The following is a 19,288-nucleotide window of genomic DNA, read 5'->3' on the forward strand; positions in this document are numbered from 1 at the left end:
AAAAGGAAAAACAATGAATATAAAATACGCATTCGCCGCATTGCTTGCGGCGTCAACCCTAGCGGGTTGCGGAAAAAAACAGCAGCCCGCACAACACTCGGCGGAGCTTCCGTCGGAGGTCGTCGTGTCGCGTCCGATTGTCCGCGATTTCGAAAAAAACGCCTCGTATTCCGCGAAAATCGGCGCGAACGAGTATGTTGAAATCCGCGCGCGCGTGGGCGGCTATCTCGATTCCGTCGAATTTAAAAAAGGCGCGAATGTCAAAAAGGGCGACGTGCTTTTCAGGATAGACAGCCGTCCCTACGCCGCCGCTCTTGCCGCCGCCGAGGCGAACGTCAAGGCGGTTGAGTCTAAAATAAAACTCGCCGAGGAAAACGCCTTGCGCGCGCGCGGGCTTTTCAAGCGCAACGCGATTTCGAAAGAGGCGTACCAGACCCGCGAGACCGAGCTTCTTGTGGCAAACGCCAAGCTCTTGGAGGCTAAGGCGGCCGAGCGCAACGCGCGTCTGAACATGGAGTTTACCGAGGTTGTCGCGCCCGTGTCGGGCAGGGTGGGCGAGAATTTTGTGGACGCGGGAAATCTGGTCGCCGCCCACGCCACGAAGCTTGCGCGGATTGTGGACAATTCCGTGGCGAAAGTCTATTTCGAGCTAAACAGCGCGGACGCCGTCCGCTATAAAAATTCGGGACTGCTCGCCGACATCGACGCGGGCAGGGGCGCGAAAGTTTCGGTCGTCATGAAGGGCGACAGCCGCGCCTACAAGGGCGTTCTGTGCTACTACGACAACGCGCTCGGCGCGGGCACGGCGTCGCTCGTTCTCCGTGCCGACATTCCCAACGCCGACGGCGCGCTGATGGCGGGCGCGTTCGCCGACATCACGGTTTCGGAGGGCGTGGCGAAGAACGCGCTTCTCGTGCCGGAGGACGCAATCGGAACCGACATGGTCGGACGCTTCGTCTGGGTTGTGGACGAAGCCGACACCGTGCGCCAGACTCCCGTCGTGCTCGGCGCGGCGGACGGCAATCTGCGCGTTGTCGAAAGCGGTCTCGACGCAAATTCGCGCGTCGTGGTAAAGGGGATACAGCGTGCGTCGTCGGGGCGCAAGGTCAAGCCCGTCGAGGAAAAATAGGCAATGAAAAACTTCTGCAACTTTTTCATCGACAGACCGATTTTCGCGACGGTCGTGTCGGTCGTCATAGTGCTTCTTGGCGCGATAGGCTTTTCGCGCCTGCCGATTTCGCAGTACCCCGACATCGTTCCGCCGACAATCGCAATCGACGCCGCGTACCCTGGGGCGTCGCCCGAAGTTCTCATGGAAAACGTCGTGACCCCGATAGAGCAGGAGGTCAACGGCGTTGAGCGCATGATGTACATCACAAGCAGGTGCAATTCCGACGGCACGGTAAGCATTGAAATCGCCTTCGAGCTTGGAACCGACATCAACGCCGCGCAGGTGCTTGTGCAGAATAGGGTGGAGGTCGCAAAGCCGCTTCTGCCCGAAGAGGTGCGCAATATCGGCGTGCGCGTTGTGAAGCGTTCGCCTAGCCTTCTCTTGGGGCTTGCCATTTACTCGCCCGACAAATCGCGCGACACAACCTACATAACCAACTACTACCTCACGCAAATGCGCGACAGAATTCTGCGCGTCGACGGCGTCGGCGACCTCGTCGCGTACGGCTCGCGCGAGTACAGCATGCGCGTGTGGCTCGACCCCGACAAGCTCGCCGACTTGGGCATATCGCCGCTCGAAGTCTACGCCGCCGTGCGCAACCAGAACAGGCAGGTTGCCGCGGGCAAAATCAACCAGTCGCCGATTTTCGACAAATCCGCCGCCCACGAGCTTCTCATCGAGACAAAGGGCAGGCTCGCCGACGTGTCGGACTTCGGAAACATCGTCGTGCGCAAGCTCGGAGACGGGCGCATTGTGAAGCTTCGCGACGTTGCGCGGCTCGAACTCGGCGCGTACTCGTACTCGAACGCCGCGTTTTACAAGGGCGGCGACGCCGTCGCGCTGCTCGTCTACCAGACCCCGGGCTCGAACGCGTCGAACACCGCAGGCAACGTGCTAAAACTCTTCGAGGAAATGAAAAAGGACTTCCCCGCGGGCTTGGACTACGACGTCGGCATGGACAACACCGTCTACATTGCCGACTCAATCATGGCGGTTTTCCGCACGATATTCGAGGCAATCGTGCTCGTGGTTTTCGTGATGATGCTGTTTTTGCAGAACTGGCGCGCGGCGGTGATTCCGCTTTTTGCGATTCCGATTTCGCTAATCGGCACGTTCTTTTTCATGCACCTTTTCGGCTTTACAATCAACAACCTCACGCTTTTCGGGCTTGTCTTGGCAATCGGGATTGTCGTTGACGACGCAATCGTGGTGGTCGAAAACGTGGAGCGCAACATGCGCGGCGGGCTCGACGCAAAGGAGGCGACGAAAAAGGCGATGGCGCAGGTTGCTGGCGCGCTTGTGGCAATCGTGCTCGTGCTATGCGCGGTGTTCGTGCCGACGGCGTTTGTGGAGGGCATTACGGGCGAATTTTACAGGCAGTTTGCGCTGACAATCGCGGCTTCGACGATAGTTTCGGGTCTTGTGTCGCTGACTCTCACCCCCGCGCTTTCCGCGCTTTTCCTGCGTCGCGCCGAGCGTCCCGACCTCTTCACACGCTGCTACGACTTCATACTCGGACGCCTGTTCTCTGCGTTCGACAGATGCTTTGAATGCGCCGCCGACCTTTACGGGCGTTTTGTGCGGGCAATCCTGAAATGGTCGTGGGCGTTGCTCGCGTTGTTTGTCGCGCTCATCGCGCTGACCGTCGTGGTTTTCAGGATGACTCCGAAAGGGTTTATTCCCGCGCAGGACACCTGCTACTTCTACATAGCCGTGCAGCTGCCCGACGGCGCGACGCTCGAACGCACGGCGGAGGTCATGCAAAAGGCGGAAAAAATCGTCGGCGAAACGCTTCCCGAAGCGCGGAAATACATGAGCTTGGCGGGGCTTAACATCGCAAACTTGGGGCGCATGTCGAACGGCGGCACGATGTTCATTCAGCTTGAAGGCAAGGAAAGCCGCGTCGCAAAGGGCATTCCGCTCGACGACAGTATCGGACGCCTCATGGACGCGTTCAATATGCGGATTCCCGAAGCGCAGTTTTTTGCGGTGAAGCCGCCCGTAGTGTCGGGCATAGGCATGGGCGGCGACTTCAAGGGATACGTTCAGGACAGGAAGTCGCTCGGTCTTGCGGCGGTAGAACGCAAGGTTTCGGAGGCGGTTGATTCCGCCCGCACGGAGGATTCCATATCGACCGCGCTTACCATGTTTTCAATAAAAAGTCCGCGCCTGAAACTCGACATCGACCGCGAGGAGGCGGAGCGGCTCGGCGTCGGCGCAAGCCCGATTTTCGACGCCCTTCGCTTCAACTTGGGCTCGACCTACATCAACGACTTCAACATTCTCAACCGCTCTTACAGGGTTGTCGCGCAGGCGGAAAGCCGCAACCGCGCCGCGCCCGAAGACGTTCTGAAACTGCGCATTCCCGCGCGCGGCGGCTCTTCCGTCCAAGTGGGGAGCGTCGCAAAACTGCGCCGCACGGTGGGGCCCGAAGTCATCACGCGCTACAATCTGTATCCCGCCGCCGAAATCATGGGCAACGTTTCCGCGGGGCATTCGACGGGAGGGGCGATTTCCGCAATCGAAAACATCTGCGCGAAAATCCTGCCCGACGGCATGGGTATCGAATGGACCGACTTGGCGTTTCAGGAAAAGCGCGTCGGCGGTTTCACCGCTTTGATAACGTTTGCGCAGAGCGTGGTGTTCGTGTTTCTGATTTTGGCGGCTCTCTACGAAAGCTGGCGGCTTCCGCTTTCGGTAATCCTCATTGTCCCGCTCGTTCTGCTGTTCTCCGTTTTGGGCGTGCGCGGCTTGGGCATGGACATAAACGTGATGACGCAGGTAGGGTTCATAGTGCTGATAGGGCTTGCGTGCAAAAACGCAATCCTGATTGTGGAGTTCGCAAAACAGCGGCAGGAGGCGGGAGAGGACGTCGTGGGCGCGGTGTCGAACGCCGCCCGAAACAGGCTTCGCCCGATTCTCATGACATCGTTTGCGTTCATTCTGGGAGTGCTTCCGCTTGTGCTAGCGCGGGGGACGGGCTCGGAGCTGCGCAACGCGCTCGGAACGCCCGTCTTTTTCGGCATGCTGGGCGTGACGGCGGCGGGGCTTGTCTTTACGCCCGCATTCTTCTACCTCATCAGGCGGAGCTTTTCTCCGAAAATTAAAACGGGCAAAAAACAATAGGAACGGTCTGTTAAAATGAAAAAATATTTGAAAAAATTTTCGCTTCTCGCGGCGGCGGTTCTGCCGTGCGCTTGCATGGTGGGTCCCGACTACGAAAAGCCCGACAATTCCGAATTCGTGGATTTCGAAAAATTCGCCAACGAAAACGGTCTGTGGAAAAACGCCGCCCCGCGCGATACCGCCGCCCGCGGCGACTGGTGGGAGGTATTCGGCGACGCGGAGCTTTCCAAATACATGCGCGAATGCGCCGAAAGCAACCCCGATTTGAAATCGCTTTTCTTCCGCGTCGAGCAGGCGCGCGAAAACGCCGGCATAAAGCGCGGCTCGCTCTACCCGCACGCGGGTGTGTCGGGCGACTGGTTCAGGACGGAAGTCGGAGACCGCTCCATTTTGCGCCCGCTCGGCTCGCGCTTCGAAGACTGGGCAATCGGGGCTACCCTCACTTGGGACGCCGACCTTTTCGGCAGAATCCGCAGCGTTCTGGCTGCCTCCCGCGCCGACGCTCAGGCGGCGCAAAACGAGTACGAAAGCGCGCTGCTTTCGCTGCGCACGCAGTTTGCTGCGCTGTACTTTTCACTGCGCGAGTTCGAGGCCGAGAAAATTTTGCTCGAAAAGACGGTGGAAATCCGCGAGTCCGAAACGCGCTTCGTGCGCGACAGATTCGAAATGCAGACCGCGACGGAGTCGGACCTGCAACGCGCGACTGAGCAGGAGTTTTCGGCGAAAGCCCAGCTTACCGACATGCTCGAAAGAATCGCGCTCGCAAAAAACCTCGCCGCAAACCTGCTCGGCACGACCCCCGCGAAGCTCGCAATTTCGCCCGCGCCCCTCGACGGCGTCGCGCCCGAAATTCCGCGCGTTCTGCCGTCCGAGCTTCTCGAAAGGCGCGCCGACGTCGCCGCCGCCGAACGCGCGGTTTGCGCGGCGAACTTCCGCATAGGCGCGGCGCAGGCGGCGTTCTTCCCGACGGTTTCGATTACAAGCTCGCTCGGCACGGAATCGACGGCATTTTCGAAGCTTCTCAATTCAAGTTCGTTCGCGTGGGGCGTAAGCCCGCAGGTCTACATTCCGATTTTTCAGGCGGGCAGGCTGAGCGCGCAGAAGCGCGTCGCCCTTGCAAAGCACAGGGAGAGCCTCGAAAAATACAAGGCGACCGTGTTGAAGGCGGTTCGCGAAACGGAAGACGCACTCGCGAAAGCGTCGCTTGCAAAACAGCGCGTCTCGGAACGCGCGGTTGCCGCCGCCGCCGCCGCGAAGGTGGAGGAGTTTGCCCAGACTCAGTACGAGGGCGGCGTTGCCGACTATTTTCAGGCGGGCGAAGCGCACCGCTACGCGCTCATGAACAAACTTGCCCTGATTAAGAGCAGGGGGGACGAGTTCAGGGCTGCCGTCGAGCTTGTCCGCGCCGTCGGCGGTTCGTGGACGCCCGAACGGCCCGAAGAGTCCGGCGTTGTCGAAAAGGCGGAAAGGGCGTTCGAGCGCGGATTGTAGCCGCTCGGCGTCGGCGACCGCGAAAAATTGCGCAGCTAAAACAAAAACCGCCGCGCGGGCGCAAATTCCGTTTCGGGAGCTGTCGGCATTGCGGAAATCGCGAAATGCCGTCTGCCGCTCGTCGCGGGAATGCAAAAAATCCGCAACCCGCCGCCGCTTTCAATATGTCGCTTCGTGCGCAAAATTACGACGGCGTTGGCGTTAGGCTTTTTTGCGCTTAAAATTTGGGCGGAGCGTGGGAATCCCGTTCCGCCTTTTTATTTGTCAAATTTTCGCCGCGTAAGCGCGCGTAGGTTCGGGAGGTTTGCGCGGAATCCGCTATTTTTCCTCTTCGGGCGCGGGGTATTTTACCATCACGACGTCTCCGACGAGCGCGGTGCCGCTCACCGTTTTGAACGACGCGCAGGCGCGGTGCACAATGCCGTCGCTTTGCAGAATCGCGGTCGGTCGCATTTCGATGTCGCACGCGTAGTACACGGGCGCGCGGCCTTTGACCGAGTTCCGCGAGAGCACGTTTACGATGACGTGTTCGCCGTGTTTTTCGACAATTCTTCCGACGTACAGGTCAATGTCCTTTTGCGGCGCGGCTTCCGCAAGACGGCGTATCGACGGCGATTCCGCCGTGCGCCCCACGAGTCCGCGCCGCGCCGACTGCGCAGCGACTTCCCCGACGCCCGCCGCGAGCGAAAAAAACGCCGCACACAAAACCGTGCGCGACGCGAGAATCGAAAGTCTATTCGGCATCTTTCGTCTTTTTGAAGTGGTCGAAGCCGGGGCCTTTTGCGTTGTCTTCGGCTTCGAAGAATCCGTGGAGCTGGCGGATACGGGTGGGGTGTCTCATCTTGCGGAGAGCCTTTGCCTCAATCTGCCTGATTCTTTCCCTTGTTACATTGAACTGTTTGCCGACCTCTTCGAGAGTCCTCGAATAGCCGTCCTGCAAGCCGAAGCGGAGCGTGAGCACCTTGCGTTCGCGCGGCGTGAGCGAGTCGAGAACGTCCATGAGCTTTTCGCGCAGGAGCGAGTATGCTGTCATGTCGTAGGGGTTTTCCGCGCCCTTGTCTTCGATGAAGTCGCCGAAATTCGTGTCGTCGGAGTCTCCCACGGGGCTTTGGAGCGAAATCGGCTGTTGCGCCATTTTCATAATCGACTGCACGCGTTCCACGGGGAACTGCATTTCGTTTGCCACTTCCTCCGGCGTCGGCTCGTGCCCAAGCTCTTGCAGAAGCTGTTTCTGAACCTGCATGACCTTGTTGAGCGTTTCAATCATGTGGACGGGAATGCGGATTGTACGCGCCTGGTCTGCGATTGAGCGCGTGATTGCCTGCCTAATCCACCAAGTGGCGTATGTCGAGAATTTGTAGCCGCGCTTGTATTCGAATTTTTCGACCGCCTTCATCAGCCCCATATTGCCTTCCTGAATGAGGTCGAGGAAGTTCAGCCCGCGGTTTGTGTATTTTTTTGCAATGGAAATCACGAGTCTGAGGTTTGCGCGAACCATTTCGGTTTTCGCCTTGTGCGCCTCGCGCATCGACTGCCGCACCGACTTCACCAAATCGACGAGTTCGGCGGGGTCTATGCAATATTTGTTCCTGATTTCGTTCAGGCGGGCGTTGATTGCGTTGCTGTCGCCGATTTTAGTTTTCTTGCCTATTTTCTCTATCGCGCGGAGTTTGTAGAGCAGGTCTTCGATTTCGCGCAGTGTGGGCGCGAGCGTGTCGAGAAATTCCTCGAAAACTTTGAGCTTGAATTTGAAGCCCTTGACGTAGATGTCTTTGAGTTTTGCTTCGAGGTTTTTGAAAAGCGTTATATGGCGCTTTTTGAGGGCGGTGTTTGTTGCGCTTTCCGCGCTTTCCCAAGATTTGTCGAGCTTCGTCTGAATGTCCTCCGCCTTTTTGATGTATTCGGGCAGTTCCGCAAAGTAGTTTTCGCGGACTTCGACCTTTTTATCGAGCACGATTTTATCGAAGCGTTCCTCTTTTGCCGCGAGCTTTTTTGCGATGTCTATCTGAAATTTGTTCGTCAGCGAGACCGAGAACAACGCCTTGACAGCCTTGTTTTCCGCCGCCTCTATGCGCTTTGAAATCGCCACTTCCTCCTCGCGCGTGAGCAGCGGCACCTGTCCCATTTGTTTGAGGTACATGCGGACGGGGTCGTCGAGAGTGTCCGCCTGCAAGGCGCGTGTCTGGCGTTCCTCGTTCTCCTCTTTGCGGGTCTTGTAGTTTTCGACCTCCTCGTCGCTGTCGAGAATTTCGACTTCGAGGTTTTCGAGAATATTGATTACGTTGTCGAATTCGCCGGGGTCGCTTAGCGTTTCGGTAAGGTACTTGTTGATGTCCTGATTTGTCAGATAGCCCTTTTCCTTCGATAGGTGTATGAGCTGGCGGATTTTGTCGTTGAGCTTCTTTTTGTGCTCGGCGGCCTGGTTTTTCGGCTTCTTCGAGCCTTTCGGTTCATCGTCGATTGCTTTCGCCGCGGCGGGTTTTGCGGGAGATTTCGCCTGCGCCTTCGATGGCTTTGCCGCCGCCTTTGCCGCTGGTTTTACGGGAGTTTTTGCCGCCGCTTTCGCGGGGACTTTTACAGGGGCTTTCGCGGTGGCTTTCGCCGCAGGTTTTTTCGCCGCCTGCTTTTTGGCGGCGGTTTTCGTTGATGTTTTCTTTGTGGCCATATTCGTTTCTCTTAAAGTTTAGAATTCCTCGATTTCCGACGGCGGTTTCTTCGACTCGCGCCGCAGCCGAGACAGCTCTTTGAGCAGTGCCATCGACTCCTCCGAATCCGTCGCCTGCGCCCTCACGAGCCTTTTGTTTAGCGATTCGATTTCGTCGGCGTAGAAGTTTTTGTATATTTTACGCACGCAGTCGTTTGCGTACTTTACGGGATTTTCTATCGAGGATTTCTCTTCCGAGCATATTTTATATATGAGGTTTTTTTCGTCGTCTCTTTCAAAGCACGTGTCGATTTCCGAAATTTCGAAGCCGACACCTTCGCGGTGCAGCGCCAGAAGCCGCCTCAGTGTGCGCGCCTCTACCGCATCGCCGCGAATCCAAACGTCGTCGAGAATCTGCGACAGACCCTCCGCGACATTTTCGTAATGCAAACTCACTAATAAAGCGTCGTATACGGCGTTTGTCAACATTCCTTGACTGCGATTTTCCCCGTTTTGTTCCGTTTCCTCCTCCGAGCCGCGTTTTATGTTGCGTTGCGACCATTCGGCGTAGTCCTGCGCGATGGCGGCGTAGTCGGCGATTGTGGCGGTCGAGATTTCCCTGAGGTAGTCGTCGCGCAAAACCCGCGAGCGGCAGGCGGCGACCATTTCGAACAGCGAGAGTATAGCGTTGCGCTTGTCCTGCGGGGTGGGGTCGGGGTTGTCGGCGAGAATGTATTTCGCCGCGAAGCTCAGCGCGGTGCGCTTTTTGTTTTCGACAAGCTCGCGCATGGCGTCGACGCCGTGTTTTTTTATGAAAGAGTCTGGGTCGTCGCCGTCTGGGATAACCGCCACGAACGGTTCAAGCTCAGCCTGAAAGCAGATTGGGATAACCCTCAACGCCGCGTGAAGCCCCGCGTTGTCGCCGTCGAAAAGCAGAACCACCTTGTTTGCGTAGCGTTTTATCAGCGCGAAGTGCTCCGCGCCCGCCGCCGTTCCCTGCGTGGCGACCGTGTTCTTGAAGCCGGAGCAATACATGCGGATTGCGTCGAGCTGCCCCTCCACGACTATGCAGGCGTTCCTTTCCTTTGCGGAGTTTTTCGCCTTGTCCATGTTGAACACGACAAGATTCTTCTTGAAAATTTCCGTATCGCGCGAGTTTACGTACTTGCCTTCCTCCGACGGCGCGACGGGCGTAAAGCGCGTCTTTCTTGCGGTGAATGCGATTACCCGCCCCTGAATGTCGCAGATCGGAATTGTCATACGGCCGCGGAAGCGCGGGTGGAAGTTGCGTATGTTTCTGTCGCCTTCGTGCGCGTAGAAAATGCCCGACGCCACGATTGCCTCCGGCTGGTACTTCTTTTTATAGAGCAGGCGTTTCAGCTCGATTGAATCGACGGGGGCGAAGCCTATGCGCAGTTCCTTTGCGTCGTCGAGGGTGAAGCCGCGGTCGTTGGTCCAATAGTCGCGGATTTCCTTTGCTTCGGGGGTGTCGGCAAAAAACTGCTGGGCGTACCACTCGGCGGCGTCCTCGTGAATGTCGAACAGCTGCTTTCTAAGCGACGGCGGAGCGCCGTTTCCGCCCGCCTCGTACTCCAAATTGATTGCGTATTTCTTTGCTATAAATTCGACGGCTTCGGGAAAATTCAGGTTTTCCTTGACCATCGCGAATTTGAAGAGGTCGCCGCCCTGCGACGTGCTGAAACAATAGTAGAATCCCTTTTCGGGGTAGACGAAAAACGACGGGGTCTTTTCGTGCGTGAACGGGCTAAGCCCCTTCAACGCCGAGCCGCTTTTTTTCAGCGCGACATAGTTCGATATAAAGTCGGCGAGGTTGACCCTCGCCCTGACTTCCTCTATCGACGATTGTTTGATTCTCGCCATTTACTGCTTGTTTTCGGAGAACTGTTTGTACTCCTCCTCCATTTCGTCGTAGAGAATGTGCTCTTTGGGGGTGTTCGCCAAGAAGTGGCGGTAGAAGAAAAGCGCGTTGCGCTTGTCGCCCATGAGCTTGTATGTCCGCGCCAAATCGACCCAGATTTCGGGGTTGTTGGGGAATTTCTCGTGCGCAAGGTAGACCTTGTTGAGGAATTTCTCGTTGTTGAGAACTCTGCTTGCGTTGCGGAGGTAGAATAGGGTTGCGTCTATGTCGTCGGGGTTGCGTTTGTACGCCTCCGATGCCGCCATGTACGAGTCGTTGTGTTTGTCCGACATTTCGTAGGCTTTTGCGAGCGCGCGCCACGCGGCTTCGGGCGCGGAGTTTTCGGCGATGGCAAGATGCGCCGATTTTTCAGCCTCCGCGGCGTCTCCCTTTGCGATTGCGTCGTAGCATTTCTGGATAAGCGTGTCGTACTCCGAGGGCTTCGCGGGGGTGTCGGTTTCGTCCTTGATGTCGGTCTTCTGCTCTACGGGAGCGTCTTCGGCTTTTTCCTCGACGGCTTCGTTCTGGGTAAGGTCTTGCGGTTTGGAAGCGTCGGCTTCGGGCTTTGCTTCGGATTTTTCGCTTTCTGCCTTTTTTGCGTCTTCGGCGACCTTTTGGGCTTCGGCTTCCTTTGCCTTTTTTGCCTCCTCGGCAGCTTTAAGCTCTTCCGCTTTCTTTCTTTCGGCGTTCTTGATTGCCTCTTCCGCGGCTTTGAGCGAGTCTTTGAAGTCTTGGAGCTGCTTGCGGAGCTTGGGATATTTCTGGTCAATCTCGTTGGGCGCAATTTTGTCAAGCTCGTTGACTGCGGTGTCGAGCAGGGCGGTTTCCTTTTGCGCAAGGTAGACGGTAATCAGCCCCACGAGAATTTCCCTGCGCGTTTCGACGTTTTCGGGAAGCGTCGCCTTGAATGCGGCTTCGAGCCATTTGCGGGCTTGGATTGCGTTGCCCGTTTTCACGAAAAGGTTTCCGATTTTCGCGGCTTCCGCCGTGTTGGGGTTGCGTCCTGATACGCGAAGCCCCTCCATCATCGAGTTGAGGGCTTCGGGGTATTTTTCGAGCTTTTCGTAGCACGAGGCGAGGGCGCGGCGCGCGACGGGGTCGGCGGGTTTGATTTTCAGGTATTTTTCGTATGCCTTTGCGGCGGAGTCGAACGCTTTTGACTGTTCGTAGGCTTTTGCCGCGCTGATTTGAAGCTCCGCGTCGCCGCCTTTTTGCGCCGCCGCGTTTTCGAAGAACATAGCCGCGCTTGCGAGCTGTCCGTTTTGCATGTACGCGTATGCGAGGTTTTCGCAAAGTTCGGGGCGGCTGCCGCATTTCTGGTAGGTTTCTTCGAGCAGTTTGATTGCCTCCGCCGACTTGTTTTCGAACATGAGCACCTGCGCCCGGCGCACTGACAGTTCGCTTTGTTTTTTGTTTTCCGCCGCGATTTGTTCGGGCGATTTTTCGCCGCAGCCCGAAAGGAGCGCGACCGCCGCCGCCGTTGCGCAGAAAATCAGACAAATGTACTTCGATGCTTGCATAAATTCCAAAATTCGCTTTTATAACCCGATTAATTTTATTATTCAGCCAAATTTTTTTCGGCGGGGCAATATAATTATGAAGAAATACATCAAAAAACTTGCAATTTTTCAAGTGTTGGCGGCAATCGGCATTGCTTCGCTGTCCGCCCAGACGCCCGACGCGCCTCGACAGACCGCCGCCGACCGCCTAAACGACACGCTTTTCGAATGCCGCGTTCCCGGCTTCGCCCAATCAAATTACGACAGGGCGGTTTCGGTTTTGTTCTCGGCTTTCGAGAGGGAATCTGGCGAGAAAATCGCGCCCGCCTCGAAGGGCAGGGTGGGGCTTAAAATCTACACGAATTCGGGGGTGGGAATGTGCACGCCGCGCGCGCTTGTAGACGCGGTGGTGTCGCAGCTCGAAAAGCGCGGCTACAAGCGCGAGAACATCACGCTTGTCGATATGAGCCGCCGCAAAATGCGCGACTGCGGATTCCTCCCGCGCGTCTCCGCCCTCCAAAACGGCACGCCCGACAACTACAAAGGCTCGCCGGTAGCAGACATCGAAAGCGGCAAATTCTTCGACAAAAACTGGTACTACGACAATTCGCTTATGCCGAAGTCGATGAAAAACATCAACATGTCGTCCGACCTCTACAACCCCGAACTGCGCAAAAGCTACCTGCCCGTGCCGCTTTTCCTGACTGTCGATTTTTGGATTAACCTGCCCGTCATCACCGACATGGAGGGCTTGGGCGTGTGCGCTGCAATCGGCAACGCGAGCATTTGGAACATGTCGAACAACGAGAGGTTTTTGAAACAGCCCGCGAACGCGTCGATGGCGGCGGCGGAAGTGTCGGCGATTCCCGAACTGCACTCGTCGAACCTGCTTACGATTCTGTCGTACGAGCGCGGGCAGTTCGTTGGCGGGGCGATATTCAATTCGCGCTGCTCGTTTTCCGAAAACACAATTTTGATGAGCTCGAATCCCGTCGTCATAGACTACTTGGCGTGGAACACAATCAACAAGTACCGCCGCAGCTTCGGCTTTGCGCCGATAGACCCCATGCCGCCGCTTCTGAACTACTGCAAAGAGCTTAAAATAGGAGATTACGACATGCGCAAAATCAGGCGCGTGAACGTGCCCTACGCGCCCGCAAAAACGAAATCGGGGAAATAAGCCGTGGCGGACGACATTTTCGACATTGTGGACATGTCCGACGGCGTCGTCGGGAACGCGCCGCGCTCGGTCGTCCACGCGAAGGGGCTTTTGCACAGGGCGTCGCACGTTCTGATGTTCAGGGGCGCGGGGGCTTCGCGCGAAATACTCCTGCAAAAACGCTCGATGAGCAAGGATTTGTACCCCGGAATCTACACAACGTCGTGCTCCGGACACGTCGATAGCGGCGAAGACTACGATACCGCCGCAGTCCGCGAAATGCGGGAGGAAACGGGGCTTTCGGTAGACATCTCTCGGCTCGAAAAAATCGGCAAAATTTCGCCCTGCGCCGAGACGGGCAACGAATTCACTTTCGTCTACGAGATGGAGTGCGACGGCTCGGAAAAATTCGAAATTCCGCCCGACGAAGTGGCGTCGCTCGACTGGGTGAAAGTGTCCGATTTCGGGCGCATGATTGCCGAAACTCCGCAAAACTTCACGCCGTCGTTTTTGCGCGTCTACAAATTTTATTTGTCGAAACGGCAAAAAACGCTTTAATTCGAAAATTTCAACATAGCAAAAATGAGTAAAGTAAGAGTAAGATTTGCCCCCAGCCCGACGGGCTTTTTCCATATCGGCAGCGCGCGCACCGCGCTCTTTAACTGGCTGTACGCCAAGCACACGGGCGGAACGTTCGTGCTGAGAATAGAGGACACCGACGAAGAGCGCAATTCGGTGGAATACCTCAACATTCTCAAAGACGGAATGAAGTGGCTCGGTCTGGATTGGGACGAAGGCCCCGATGTCGGCGGCAACTACGGCCCGTATTTCCAGAGCAAACGCGCCGACATTTACAGGGAATACCTCGAACTCCTCCGCAAAAAAGGCCGCGCGTACGACAAGGACGGCGCGGTGTTTTTCAAGGTTTCGGGCGAGGCGCAGGTGCTCCACGACGCCGTTTACGGAGACGTCGAGCGCACCGAGGAAAAAGACTTCCCGATTTTCCGCTCTAACGGAACTCCCGTGTTCCACTTTGTGAATGTCGTTGACGACATCTGCATGGAAATCACAAACGTCATCAGAGGTCAGGACCACCTTACGAACACCAACAAACACATCGAACTCTTCAAGGCGTTCGACGCCCCCATGCCGCAGTTTGCGCACATTCCGCTGATTCTCAAAAGCGAGGGGCAGGGCAAGATGAGCAAGCGCGACAGAGGCGCGCTCATCGAGGAATATCAGGAAAAGAACTTCATGCCCGAAGCCGTCCGCAACTACCTTTGCATGCTCGGCTGGAATCCGAAAAACGGCAAGGAGGTAATGCCAATCGAAGAGATTATAGAGCTGTTCGACTTTTCGGGAATCGTCAAGAGCAACGCGCGCTTCGACGAGCGCAAAATGGCGCACTTCAACACCGAACATATCCGCGCCCTTCCGCCCGCAAAATTCCACGAGCTTGCCCGCCGCGCAATGGCGACCGAAAGCAAGGTCGATTTGGGTACGGACGAAGAATATATCGGCAAGGTTTTCGACCTTTGCCAGCCGAAAGCCGCCAACATGGAGGGGCTGCCCTCGATGGTCGAATACTTCTTTACCGAAGACTACCCGTTCGACACGGCGGGGCGGGAAAAGGTCTTCAAGAAGGGCGAACCGCTCGCGCGTCTCGACGAAGCCCTCGAACTCTTCAAAAAGCTCGAAAAATTCGACCACGACTCCATTTACAACGCCGTTTGCGAAATGGCGGAAAAGGCGGGGCGCAAGTCGAACGAATACTTCCAGATTGTCCGCTACGCCGTAACCGGACAGGCGGGCGGCCCCGACCTCTTCCCGATGCTCGAAATCTTGGGCAGGGACAAGGTTGTCGCAAGAATAGAGGCGGCAAAGCCGAAGCTTGCACAGGGCGCGTAGGCAAAAAATTCCGAAATTTTTGCGGACGGCGCGGATTTTTCCGCGCCGTCTTTTTTTTCGAGTTATGAAACTGCCGAAAGCGCCGCAAATGCGGCTCGGCGGCGCGGGGGAGTTAACGGGCATAGTCGGCGGAAATTTCCGATTTTGCGGATATTTTGCAAATTCGGGACGAGTTTGTTGTTGACAATTCACGGACTGACCCTTTTTTTGTTATCATATTAATCTTAACCCATATTACAATACACATTAAGGAGAGAAATAAAAAAATGAAAAAGGCACTGCTAATGTCTCTAATAGCGGGCGCGGCGGCGGTTTCCGCAACTGCCGCAACCGTTAGCGAAGTAAGCTCGCCCATCACCGAAGGCACGACGTTTGTCGGCGAGCAGGTGTTCGAAGGCCAGCTTGAAATCAATCAGGTTTTGCTCCAAATCGGCACGCAAGACGGCTCGCAGACGGGCGTCCTTACAATCAAAAATGCGACCGACCCTCTCGCAAACAAAGGCAGAATTCAGGTAAACAAGGGCAGCACGCTCTACGTCTATACGGGTAATAACCCCGGTTGGAGTACGGCGTCGAAAGGCCAGCGCATAGACATTTACGGCACGGTTGAAACCGCGTACGGAACAAATTCGGCGCAAATTCCCACCGACACCAACGGCTACAACCTTGAAGTCGTCGGTTCCGGCAACGAAATGCGCGTGTTTGACGGCGGCGTTCTCAACTTCAAAAACGGCTCGATGAGGCTCAGGGACGGCGGGATTATAAACCTCAAAGAAGGTTCAAAAACAACGGTCGGAAGAATAATTTTCGGCGGCACCGGCGCTAAGCTTATCATCGGCGCCAACGACGTTCTTTCGACGGCAAGCGGCGGCAAACCAAGCATTGTTCTCGGTTCGGCAACAAGGGGCATTATCGACGTTTCGGCGACGACAGATTTGAAGCTCGGCAATATCCAATTTCAGGGTAGGTCGTCGCTTACAATCAACTTGTCCGCCACGCACGGTCTGCTCACTGCCGCAAAGCTCGACGTAAACGAAGTAAATACCTACCCGTTCGACGGAACGGAATCGCTTATTCTTAACGATTTCGTAAACGACACGTTCAAAATCAACGACACAAGCAACATTGAACTTGTAGGCGATGCCCTCCTGAAAATCACGAAACTCGGCAATACTTCCGTCGTAAAAAACATTAAGCTTGTAGCATACGACAAGGACGGCAAAACGCTTTGCGGAGAAGGCGAACACTGGGAAATCCAGAACGGATTCCTCAACATCGTTTCAAACATTCCCGAACCCGCCGAATGGGCGGCGATTTTCGGCGGCATCGCGCTCGCGCTTGCGCTCTACCGCAGACGCCGTTAATCCGGAATTTTTCTCATGGTCAAAGCCCGCATTTCGGCGGGCTTTTTTTATTTTTGCGCGCAACTCATTCTGCTTGCGTTTGTCAAAATATAATACATTAATAGTGGAAATTTTTTCATAAGCGTTTCCGCGCCCACTACTCTGTAAAAATGAATTTAGAAATATTTGACTGGAACTCCATTGTCCTCGGCGTCTTGGCGGCGTGCCTGTTTGCCGAGTGCATCATTCTGGTGGTGCGGGTAAATTCGCTCCGCAACAAAATGGAGTCGGAGGCGGAAACAATCAGAAACGACGAACTTGTCAAATACGAGAAAAAGCGCAACGAGCTTGAAATGCTCCTGAAAGAGCGCGAAATCGAGATGAAGTCGGAGTACGAGGACATGCTTTCGCTCGCCCGCGTCGCCAAGCGCGAGCAGGACGAAAAGCTCGCCGAGGCGAAAATCCGCGTCCAAAACGCCGAACGCGCCGCCGAACGCGCCGACGCCGAATTTACGCGCTTCGCAAAAATGAAGGAGGACTACCGCAGGAAGTCGGAGGAATATGCCGTCAAACTCGCGCAGCTTGCAAAGCTCGACATCGAGGACATTCGCGGCGACGCCAAGCGCGAAATCGAAAAGAAGTGCGTGGAAGACCTCGCCCTCTACCGCTCGGCACTCCTCGAAAAATCGAAAAAAGACGCGGACGACGCCGCGCAGCGCATTTTGGTTGACGCCATGCAGCGCATCGCAACCTCTCTTCCGCAGTCCGTTCAGGCGTGCGCCGTAAAAATTCCCGACGACGCCATGAAAGGCAGGCTCATCGGCAGGGAGGGGCGCAATATCCGTTCGTTCGAGGCGGCTACGGGAACGACGCTCGTAATCGACGAAACGCCCGACAGCGTTTCGGTGTCGTCGTTCAATCCCGTCCGCAGGGAGGCCGCAAAAATCGCGCTCGAAGCGTTGATAGCCGACGGCAGAATCAACCCCGCGTCAATCGAGCATGCGGCGGAGTCGGCAAAGAAAAACATGGAGCAGCACGTCTACGACATCGGCTCGAAAGCCGCCGAAGATCTCGGCTTGGCGCGTGTGCACCCCGACGTTTTGGCGACTTTGGGCAGGCTCTCTTTCCACCTTTCGCTCAACCAGAATACCCTTGCGCATTCCGTCGAAACCGCGAAACTCTGCGCGCTTATCGCGGCGGAATTGAACTGCGACACCTCGATTGCAAAGCGCGTGGGGCTTTTCCACGACATCGGCAAGGCTCTGCCCGATTCTGACTTGTCGCACGCAAAGGCGGGGGCGGCGTTGCTTGCGCATTCGGGAGAGTCGGACACTGTTGTGAACGCGGTGGAATCGCACCACGGTGAAGTGGGAGCGGCGAGCGTATACTCGGTGATTTTGCGCGTGGCGGACACCCTTTCGGCGACGCGACCGGGGGCGAGAATGGAGGCGACCGAGGGCTATATCCGCCGAATCAAGACGCTAGAAAGCATCGCGCTTGAATTCGACGGCGTGGCGGGCGCGTACGTTTTGCAGGCGGGGCGCGAACTGCGCGTCGTAGTTTCGCCCGACGCCGTAAGCGACGTCGAGGCGCAGGAAATTGCGGGAAAAATCCGCAGAAAGATAGAGGAGACGGTAGACAACGCCCTCGCCGTAAAAATCACCCTCATACGCGAACAACGCTTTACCGAATTCGCAAAATCCAAAGTGTAGCCGACTATTTTCGGCATTTGATTCAATTTCAAGTAAAACACAAACGCCGCGCGGAACATGCGCGGCGTTTTTCATTTAGCACTGTGCCGGCGCGTTTTTTTTTGATTCGGGTAATTTAGCTTATTTTTGAATCGCGCAGGTGTCGGGGCTTTTGGTTCCTGCGCCGCGCCGGCGCGGCGGCTATTTCAGCGGGCGCGGCTCGACGCCCTGTTCTGTCATCTTTACGGGCAGGATTTTGCCGTCGGCGTCGAAAAACATTTTGTCTATGCAGACAACGCGGTGGTGTGTGCCGCGGTTCGGAATGGGGCGGCGGTGGTAGCAGATGTACCAGTCGTCGGTGTTCGGAATGTTTACAACGCTGTGGTGTCCCGCGCCCGTCGCAAGCGGGCGTTCCGATTCCAAGACAGTGCCGAGCCTTTTGAACGGCCCGAACGGCGTGTCGGCAATGCCGTAGGCAACCTTGTAGTTGTTGCCCGCCCACACGCCTTCCGACCACATGAAATACCACTTTCCCCTGCGCTCGAACATCACCGAGCCTTCCGTGTAGCCTTCGGGGGTGATGTCTTTGTAGATAGAGCCGTCGGGCAGCTTGTCGAGCGATTTGAAGTCGTCGGCAAGTTTTACGATATTGCATTTTCCCCAACCGCCGTATGTCATGTAGTATGAATTTTTGTATTCGAAAACATACTGGTCGATAGGCTGCGCCCCGTTGTAAAATTCGTCCACAAGCGGCTTGCCGATGAGGTCTTTGTACGGGCCTTCGGGCTTGTCGGCGACCCCGACGCCGATTCCGCCGTATTCGCGCTCTCCGAATTTGCGTTTTGCCATGTTGCCGTTTTTTTTGTCGACGGGGGTTGCGTCGTTGCAGGCAAAAAACAGAAAGTATTTGCCGTCTTTTTCAATTGAATCGGGCGCCCAGAGGGCGCGTTTGAGCCACTTTACTTCGTCTGCGGTGATTATGTTTTTGTGGTGTGTCCACGTTGCCATGTCGGGCGACGAAAAGCAGTCAAGGAAAACCTGTTTGTCGTAGGCGTCGGAGTATGTCGCGTAAATCCAGTACTGCCCGTTGTAGATTCTTATTTGCGGGTCGGCGTACCAGCCGCCTATGGCGGGGTTGCGCGTAGTTTTTGTCCCGCCGAATGCGCATGCGCAAAGTGTGCAGGCAATCGCAAGAATTTTCAATGTGTGTTTTTTCATGGGGAATTTTTCTACCGTACCCTCCGATTTCTTGCAAGCATGAAAGCAAGAGCGGACGCCGCATTTTTTGAGGAGTCGGCGAGCCTCCGCAAGTCGCGGTGCTCCGCCGCGCGGGGCGCA

General features: G+C 56.2%; 13 protein-coding genes. 8 read left to right on the forward strand and 5 right to left on the reverse strand.

The window, feature by feature from the left end; translation table 11 throughout:
- Window positions 1-13: 13 nt before the first annotated feature.
- Genes P3B99_000365 through P3B99_000375 form a run of 3 tightly spaced genes read left to right on the forward strand, consistent with a single transcriptional unit; the run spans window position 14 to window position 5,788 of the window.
- Window positions 14-1,129, forward strand: coding sequence for an efflux RND transporter periplasmic adaptor subunit (locus P3B99_000365; protein WYJ07583.1), 1,116 nt, complete (start codon window positions 14-16; stop codon window positions 1,127-1,129).
- A gap of 3 nt (window positions 1,130-1,132) precedes the next feature.
- On the forward strand, window positions 1,133-4,297 hold the full coding sequence (locus P3B99_000370; protein ID WYJ07584.1) for an efflux RND transporter permease subunit: 3,165 nt from the start codon (window positions 1,133-1,135) through the stop codon (window positions 4,295-4,297).
- A gap of 15 nt (window positions 4,298-4,312) precedes the next feature.
- Window positions 4,313-5,788: an efflux transporter outer membrane subunit gene (locus tag P3B99_000375; GenBank protein WYJ07585.1), complete on the forward strand. Its 1,476-nt coding sequence runs from the start codon at window positions 4,313-4,315 to the stop codon at window positions 5,786-5,788.
- Between the two features lie 318 nt (window positions 5,789-6,106).
- Here the strand turns inward: P3B99_000375 and P3B99_000380 are convergent, their stop codons facing one another.
- Genes P3B99_000380 through P3B99_000395 form a run of 4 tightly spaced genes read right to left on the reverse strand, consistent with a single transcriptional unit; the run spans window position 6,107 to window position 11,870 of the window.
- On the reverse strand, window positions 6,107-6,532 hold the full coding sequence (locus P3B99_000380) for a hypothetical protein (GenBank protein ID WYJ07586.1): 426 nt from the start codon (window positions 6,530-6,532) through the stop codon (window positions 6,107-6,109).
- Window positions 6,522-8,453, reverse strand: coding sequence for an RNA polymerase sigma factor RpoD (gene rpoD, locus P3B99_000385; protein WYJ07587.1), 1,932 nt, complete (start codon window positions 8,451-8,453; stop codon window positions 6,522-6,524). The genes P3B99_000380 and rpoD overlap by 11 nt, the downstream gene beginning before the upstream one ends.
- Before the next feature lie 18 nt (window positions 8,454-8,471).
- Window positions 8,472-10,313 (reverse strand): DNA primase, encoded by a 1,842-nt coding sequence (gene dnaG, locus P3B99_000390; GenBank protein WYJ07588.1) that lies wholly within the window; start codon window positions 10,311-10,313, stop codon window positions 8,472-8,474.
- Window positions 10,314-11,870: a hypothetical protein gene (locus P3B99_000395; GenBank protein ID WYJ07589.1), complete on the reverse strand. Its 1,557-nt coding sequence runs from the start codon at window positions 11,868-11,870 to the stop codon at window positions 10,314-10,316.
- A 76-nt stretch (window positions 11,871-11,946) separates the two neighbouring features.
- Between P3B99_000395 and P3B99_000400 the strand changes: the two genes are divergently transcribed.
- The 5 genes from P3B99_000400 (at window position 11,947) to P3B99_000420 (ending at window position 17,971) form a co-directional block, all read left to right on the forward strand.
- The gene (locus P3B99_000400) at window positions 11,947-13,029 is read left to right on the forward strand and encodes a DUF362 domain-containing protein (GenBank protein WYJ07590.1); all 1,083 of its coding nucleotides are present in this window, start codon (window positions 11,947-11,949) and stop codon (window positions 13,027-13,029) included.
- A gap of 3 nt (window positions 13,030-13,032) precedes the next feature.
- Window positions 13,033-13,566 carry an NUDIX domain-containing protein gene (locus tag P3B99_000405; GenBank protein ID WYJ07591.1) on the forward strand — a complete coding sequence of 178 codons (534 nt, stop codon included), beginning with the start codon at window positions 13,033-13,035 and terminating at the stop codon, window positions 13,564-13,566.
- Between the two features lie 24 nt (window positions 13,567-13,590).
- On the forward strand, window positions 13,591-14,916 hold the full coding sequence (locus P3B99_000410; GenBank protein WYJ07592.1) for a glutamate--tRNA ligase family protein: 1,326 nt from the start codon (window positions 13,591-13,593) through the stop codon (window positions 14,914-14,916).
- A gap of 266 nt (window positions 14,917-15,182) precedes the next feature.
- Window positions 15,183-16,280 carry a hypothetical protein gene (locus tag P3B99_000415; protein ID WYJ07593.1) on the forward strand — a complete coding sequence of 366 codons (1,098 nt, stop codon included), beginning with the start codon at window positions 15,183-15,185 and terminating at the stop codon, window positions 16,278-16,280.
- A gap of 149 nt (window positions 16,281-16,429) precedes the next feature.
- A complete protein-coding gene (locus P3B99_000420) occupies window positions 16,430-17,971 on the forward strand; it encodes an HDIG domain-containing metalloprotein (GenBank protein WYJ07594.1) in 1,542 nt (513 codons plus the stop codon).
- Between the two features lie 180 nt (window positions 17,972-18,151).
- Here P3B99_000420 and P3B99_000425 read toward each other — a convergent pair whose 3' ends face one another.
- Window positions 18,152-19,168, reverse strand: a complete 1,017-nt coding sequence (locus tag P3B99_000425) for a glycoside hydrolase family 43 protein (GenBank protein WYJ07595.1) — start codon at window positions 19,166-19,168, stop codon at window positions 18,152-18,154.
- Window positions 19,169-19,288: the final 120 nt, after the last annotated feature.

The organism is Opitutia bacterium KCR 482 (assembly GCA_029269845.2).
Classification (GTDB): domain Bacteria; phylum Verrucomicrobiota; class Verrucomicrobiia; order Opitutales; family Intestinicryptomonadaceae; genus Merdousia.